Genomic DNA, 6,040 nt, shown 5'->3' with positions numbered 1-6,040 from the left:
CGGTCAGTAATGACCGGGGCTTTCTTGCGTTCGGACAATGGCAAAACAGACCCAAAGAGCGCGCCAAAGCGACCGCCAGGACAACAGGTAGCACGGCTCTAAGGGACCGCCCTAAGCCCCCCGAAAACTCCGTCGGTCCCGCATCTGTATAACGTCGGTACAACGTCGGTATTACGTCGGTGCGACCCGAACGATCCAGAACAGAAATGGTAACAAATACACCCTAAACACTTCGCCCAAACTGGACGAGCCTAGGCGGAGCGGGGGCGCAAAGGCCACGACAAGGGGACAGCATGCGCCCAGAGGCCAAGACACAGAACCCAGGCAAAGGGTGCAAGAGAGAGTGACGCGTCCTCGCCACGAAGGACATAGGGCGGCAGACATGATCGAAAGAACGGAAGCGGGGTAGGGTCGGGGGAAACGCCGGAAGCTGGAGCCTTGGTCACGAGCCGCCTCCGACAAAATCCGGAAGGGCCGGAGACGCGGGGCGCACAGGCCGGGCTGGATGGCAGAGCCCTGGCCTCCGATTCTCCGCGCCAAAACGCAGAAGGTCGGGAGCAGTAAGGCGTGAGAGGATTCTCCAGGAGGAAACCCTGTAGACGAAACTCGATAGGCTGCTACGGGGCATTGCTCAAAGCTCAAAGCTCAAAGCTCAAAGCTCAAAGCTCAAAGCTCAAAGCTCAAAGCTCAAAGCTCAAACGACCGAACAGCGAGATAGGCAGCCGATATGGAACAGCCAGAGGGGCGCCGTTTGCGGACCAGACGAGTGGTCTCAGGATCCTTGAGGGGCGAGCGGCAGGCGCGCTAGGCCTCAGGCGAGGCGCATTGGCCTAACGCCAGCGCCCGAAGGACACACACGCTCATCGCCAAACAGGCCCGGACGCGCCCTCTGAAACCCCAAACGTGACACCCGGCACAAGCTGCGCTACCAAGGCGCTGAGTTAATGGGAGCACTACGCCATGGATGGCACTTTCGCGGTTCTGTTTCTTCTTGCCGGCCTGACCGACATGGGGGTGAATTATTGCGGCAACCCGAGTTGCCTGGCCGAAACGCCGACGGCGTCGCGGCTGGCGCTCAGCTACGGGGACGTGATGTTTCAGGAAGAGACGATCGGGCGGGAGTACTACGCCCGCTACGACCTGGGCACCACTTACGGGCCTTTCCAGCCCGTCTTCGGCCTGTCTGTCACGGATGAGGGGGATGCCTGGCTGGGCGGCGGTGCGGCCTGGACCGGCTATATCGACCGGGCCTACCTGCAGCTGCACCTGATGCCGGGCGTCTATGCCCGGGGCGACGGGCCTGACCTGGGCTCCGTGGTGGAGTTCCGGTCCGGCGTGGAGTTGGGTTACGAGGCGCGCAACGGCGTCCGCTACGGACTGTCCTACGATCACCGCTCCAACGCGGAGCTGAGCGCGGTCAATCCGGGGCTGGAGACCTTCCAGTTCCGCGTGTCCTTCCCGCTGAACTGATCAGCGACCCTTAAAGAATCGGGGCGCCCACCAGCGGGAGTTACTGCGGTGGGCGATCCTTGAAATCGCCGGTGGAAAGCACGGGCGAGGCATCCAGATCCTCTGCGTCCAGCATGGCGGCCACGCGTTCGAGCGAGGCGATGATCTGGCTCTGTTCCCAGTCCTTCAGCGATTCGAACTTGCGCACGTAGCGTTGCTGAAGCGGGTCTGGCGCTTCTTCCAGCGTCTCGCGCCCCATCTCGGTCACGGCGATATTCATCTGCCGGCGATCGACCTTGCTGCGCTCGCGCGTCAGCATCCCCTGCTTTTCCAGCTTGTCGAGAAGGGCCGTCACGGTGGCCTGGGTCACGCCCATCTGCACGGAAATTGCCTTTGGCGTGCTCATGCCCTGACCGGCCACAAGTTGCAGCACGCGGAATTGCACCGGGCTGAGACCCGCTGCCTGAGCGAGTTCCTTGCCGAAAAGCTCAGTCGCGCGAAGGATTCGCCGCAAGGCGATCAGGCTGACATCCGTCCTGTTCATTTCCCACCATCGTTTATTCGCAGGCAACACATCGTCGCATTGCGGTGGCGGAAACGCAATTCTTCGCTGGTACGTAGGAGTTTTATCGGTCATGGCTTACTAATTTGAGCATATCGCCCTTTATTTCAAGGGTAAAACACAGATATAGCGAAAAAGTACTTTGCATACTTGAAATATCTCTGCGGGCGGTTACTTTGTCTAACGAAGCAACAAGAGTGCAGGACATATGCTTGACGGAAGCGGAACACTGAAATCCACGACACTGACGCTGCGGAAGCCCGTGGCGGAAGACGGTGAGGCAATCTTTGAACTCGTGCGCGCGTGCAAGCCGCTCGACGAGAACTCGATGTATTGCAACCTCGTGCAATGTGACCACTTCGCCGATACCTGTGTTGTCGCAGAGGTTGAAGGCAAGGGCGTGGTTGGCTGGATCTCCGGTCACCAGGTTCCCAACGACCCGACGGCGCTGTTCGTCTGGCAGGTCGCCGTGTCCCCCGAGGCTCGCGGTATGGGCCTTGGCGGCAAAATGTTGTCCCACCTGGTGAACCGCCCGGCGCTTTCCGGCGTTCGTTTCATGAAGACCACGATCACCAAAGACAACGATGCCTCCTGGGCACTCTTCCGGCGTTTCGCTAGCCGCATCGGCGGCGAGCTGAGCCATGAACCCCACTTCACCAAGGGGAACCACTTCGGCGGGCGCCATGACACTGAACATATGGTGACGATCGCGCTGCGGGGCGGCCTTCGCAAGGCCGCCTGACAGTCAGGCGCGCGACACCAATTTTCCCAAATCAAGGACGAACCCATGCCGACCGAAAACATTTTCACACGGCGGGAATCGGAAGCGCGCAGCTATTGCCGCAGCTTCGATACCGTTTTCACCAAAGCCAGCGGCTCTGTCATGACGGACGCCGAAGGGCGTGAGTACATCGACTTCCTCGCTGGGTGTTCCTCGCTGAACTACGGGCACAACGACCCGGACATGAAGCAGGCCCTGATCGACCATATCAGCGCCGATGGCATCGCCCATGGCCTGGACATGTACACCGATACGAAGGCTGCCTTCCTGGAGACCTTCGAGGACAAGATCCTGAAGCCGCGTGGCATGGACCACAAGGTGATGATGGTGGGCCCGACCGGCACCAACGCCGTTGAGGCCGCCATGAAGCTGGCCCGCAAGGTGACCGGCCGAACCAACGTGATCGCCTTTACCAACGGCTTCCACGGCATGACCCTGGGCGCGCTGGCCGCGACCGGCAACGAAGGCAAGCGTGGCGGTGCGGGCATCGACCTGCACGGCGTGACGCGCATGCCCTACGAGGGTGCCTTTGGCGAAGACGTCGATACGCTGGCGATTATTGAGAGCATGCTGGACAACCCCAGCTCCGGTGTTGATGCGCCGGCGGCCTTCCTGCTGGAGCCCGTCCAGGGCGAGGGTGGCCTGAACGCCGCATCCGCCGACTGGCTGCGCGGCATCGCCCGCATCGCCAAGAAGCACGGCGCGCTGCTGATCCTGGACGACATCCAGGCCGGCATCGGCCGCACCGGCACCTTCTTCTCCTTCGAGGAGATGGGGATCGAGCCCGACATGGTGCCTATGGCGAAAAGCCTGTCCGGCATGGGCCTGCCCTTTGCCGCGCTGCTGGTGAAGCCGGAACTGGATATCTGGAAGCCGGCCGAGCACAACGGCACCTTCCGGGGCAATACCCATGCCTTCGTGACCGCCCGTGTCGCGATCGAGAAATTCTGGAGCGACGACAGCTTCCAGACCGAGGTGAAGACCAAGTCCGCCATTCTGTCCGAAGCGATGAATGAGCTGGCCAAGGAAATCCCGGGTGCAAGGGTCAAGGGCCGTGGCATGATGATGGGCGTCGACGTCGGCTCTGGCGAGCTGGCCGCAGAGATCTGCGCGGAATGCTTCCGCCAGGGCCTGATCATCGAAACCTCGGGCGCCGAAGACGAGGTGGTCAAGGTGCTTGCCCCGCTGACCACGCCGGTGGAGCTGTTCCGCAAGGGTCTGAAGATCCTGCTGGAAGCCGCCGCCAAACAGAACACAACACGAATTGCCGCGGAGTAACCGACCATGATCGTACGTGACTTCAACAAGATCGTAGAAGAAGAGAAAACCCGTGTCGTGTCCGACGCCAACTGGACCTCTGTCCGGATGCTGCTGGCGGATGACGGGATGGGCTTCTCCTTCCATATCACCTTCCTCGAAGCGGGTTCGGAGCATACGTTCCACTACAAGAACCACTTCGAAAGCGTCTACTGCATGCAGGGCAAGGGCCGGATCACCGACCTGGCCACCGGCGAGGTCCACGAGATCAAGCCCGGCGTAATGTATGCGCTGAACGAACATGACAAGCATACCCTCGTCGCGGACGAGGAGCTGATCATGGCCTGCTGCTTCAACCCGCCTGTCACCGGCAAGGAAGTGCACCGCGAAGACGGCTCCTACGCGCTCGAAGACGCCTGAGATGTCGTGGCCGGGGGAAGCCCCGGCCTTCGCCCATCCCAGGACGCAATACAGGGCCCGGCCACGGCCGGGAGAGCAGATGAGTTATCCGAACCATACCGTCGAGAAAATCGGCGGCACCTCCATGAGCAAGGTGCATGAGCTGCGCGACACGCTGTTGATCGGCGCGCGCGAAGACCTCTATCACCGCATTTTCGTCGTCTCGGCTTTCGGCGGCATCACCAACAAGCTGCTGGAGCACAAGAAATCCGGCACGCCGGGTGTCTATGCGCTGTTCTCCAACGATGACAACGCCCATGGCTGGCTCGATGCGCTGACCGAGGTCGCCGATGCAATGCGCGATGCGCATCGTGTCGTGCTGGAGCATTCCGCCGATATCCACGCCGCGGACGAATTCGTCCGGGAGCGGATCGAGGGCGCGCGCTCCTGCCTGTTCGATCTTCAGCGGCTCTGTTCCTACGGGCACTTCAAGCTGTCCGACCACATGCTGAGCATCCGTGAGCTGCTGTCGGGGCTGGGCGAAAGCCATTCGGCCTATGTCACCACCCTGATGCTGCAACGCTCCGGCGTGAACGCGCGTTTCGTGGATCTGTCCGGCTGGCGTGACGAGAGCGAGCCCGATCTGCAGGAGCGGATCAAGATGGGGCTTGAGCAGGTCGACCTGAACACCGAGCTGCCCATCGTCACCGGCTACGCGCAGTGCCGCGAAGGCCTGATGCGCGAGTTCGACCGGGGCTATTCCGAGGTGACCTTCTCGACCATCGCGGCGTCGACCGGCGCGGACGAGGCGATCATCCACAAGGAATTCCACCTGTCCTCTGCCGACCCGAAGCTGGTGGGCGAAGGCGCCGTGCGCAAGCTGGGGCACACCAATTACGACGTGGCCGACCAGCTGTCCAACATGGGCATGGAGGCGATCCACCCGAAGGCCGCCAAGATCCTGCGCAAGTCGGGCATCCCGCTGCGCGTGGCCAATGCCTTCGAGCCGGAAGATCCCGGCACGCTGATCGACGAGAAAGCCGCGGAGACTCCGCAGGTGGAGATCGTCACCGGCCTGCCCGTCACCGCCTTCGAGGTCTTCGAACAGGACATGGTGGGCGTGAAGGGTTACGACCACGGCGTGCTTGAGGTGCTGACCCGTCACAAGGTGCGCATTGTTTCCAAGGCGACCAATGCCAACACGATCACCCACTACGTTGATGCGCCGCTCAAGGCCATGCGCCGGGTGGAACGCGACGTTATGAAGGCCTTCCCCAACGCGCAGGTCCGGATGAACCGGATGGCGCTGGTTGCGGCCATCGGCCGGGACCTGGAGGGGCTGTCGACCACGGAACGCGGCCTGAAGGCCCTGCGCACCGGCGGCGTGAAGACCCTGGCGGTGCAGCATGTGCCCGGCAGTGTCGACGTGCAGTTCCTGCTGTCCCAGGACAGCCAGGACGCGGCCATCCGCATCCTGCACGAAGCGCTGGTCGAAGAGGGCGCGCAGACGTCCAAGTCCGAAGCCTCAGACCACCTGCGCGTCGCCTGAGGACTGCATGGATCGGCCCGGCCCCTGAAGATCGGGGGCGGGA

6 protein-coding genes are annotated in these 6,040 nt (G+C 62.1%); 5 read left to right on the top strand and 1 reads right to left on the bottom strand.

Features of this window, described 5'->3' with window-relative positions; translation table 11 throughout:
- Positions 1–960 precede the first annotated feature (960 nt).
- Positions 961–1,470 (top strand): acyloxyacyl hydrolase, encoded by a 510-nt coding sequence (locus tag HCZ97_RS15150; protein ID WP_167689620.1) that lies wholly within the window; start codon positions 961–963, stop codon positions 1,468–1,470.
- A 40-nt stretch (positions 1,471–1,510) separates the two neighbouring features.
- Here the strand turns inward: HCZ97_RS15150 and HCZ97_RS15145 are convergent, their stop codons facing one another.
- The gene (locus HCZ97_RS15145; protein ID WP_167689618.1) at positions 1,511–1,993 is read right to left on the bottom strand and encodes a MarR family winged helix-turn-helix transcriptional regulator; all 483 of its coding nucleotides are present in this window, start codon (positions 1,991–1,993) and stop codon (positions 1,511–1,513) included.
- 226 nt (positions 1,994–2,219) lie between these two features.
- On the opposite strand from HCZ97_RS15145, the gene ectA reads away from it, so the two are divergent.
- The 4 genes from ectA (at position 2,220) to HCZ97_RS15125 (ending at position 5,997) form a co-directional block, all read left to right on the top strand.
- Positions 2,220–2,753, top strand: coding sequence for a diaminobutyrate acetyltransferase (gene ectA, locus HCZ97_RS15140; RefSeq protein WP_167689617.1), 534 nt, complete (start codon positions 2,220–2,222; stop codon positions 2,751–2,753).
- A 45-nt stretch (positions 2,754–2,798) separates the two neighbouring features.
- Complete coding sequence (gene ectB, locus HCZ97_RS15135; protein WP_167689615.1) at positions 2,799–4,070, top strand: diaminobutyrate--2-oxoglutarate transaminase; 1,272 nt, start codon at positions 2,799–2,801, stop codon at positions 4,068–4,070.
- Positions 4,071–4,076: 6 nt separating this feature from the next.
- Positions 4,077–4,469 (top strand): ectoine synthase, encoded by a 393-nt coding sequence (locus HCZ97_RS15130; RefSeq protein ID WP_167689613.1) that lies wholly within the window; start codon positions 4,077–4,079, stop codon positions 4,467–4,469.
- 79 nt (positions 4,470–4,548) lie between these two features.
- The gene (locus tag HCZ97_RS15125) at positions 4,549–5,997 is read left to right on the top strand and encodes an aspartate kinase (protein ID WP_167689611.1); all 1,449 of its coding nucleotides are present in this window, start codon (positions 4,549–4,551) and stop codon (positions 5,995–5,997) included.
- Positions 5,998–6,040: the final 43 nt, after the last annotated feature.

The sequence above is a fragment of the Pseudooceanicola sp. HF7 genome, assembly GCF_011806405.1.
Lineage (GTDB): Bacteria > Pseudomonadota > Alphaproteobacteria > Rhodobacterales > Rhodobacteraceae > Pseudooceanicola.
This window is presented reverse-complemented; position numbering and strand designations above follow the sequence as displayed.

What these genes read in the sequence shown, in the direction of transcription:
- ectB (WP_167689615.1), top strand. Translation starts at nt 2,799, where the DNA reads ATGCCGACCGAAAACATTTTCACACGGCGGGAATCGGAAGCGCGCAGC.
- HCZ97_RS15150 (WP_167689620.1), top strand. Translation starts at nt 961, where the DNA reads ATGGATGGCACTTTCGCGGTTCTGTTTCTTCTTGCCGGCCTGACCGAC.
- HCZ97_RS15130 (WP_167689613.1), top strand. Translation starts at nt 4,077, where the DNA reads ATGATCGTACGTGACTTCAACAAGATCGTAGAAGAAGAGAAAACCCGT.
- HCZ97_RS15145 (WP_167689618.1), bottom strand. Translation starts at nt 1,993, where the DNA reads ATGAACAGGACGGATGTCAGCCTGATCGCCTTGCGGCGAATCCTTCGC.
- HCZ97_RS15125 (WP_167689611.1), top strand. Translation starts at nt 4,549, where the DNA reads ATGAGTTATCCGAACCATACCGTCGAGAAAATCGGCGGCACCTCCATG.
- ectA (WP_167689617.1), top strand. Translation starts at nt 2,220, where the DNA reads ATGCTTGACGGAAGCGGAACACTGAAATCCACGACACTGACGCTGCGG.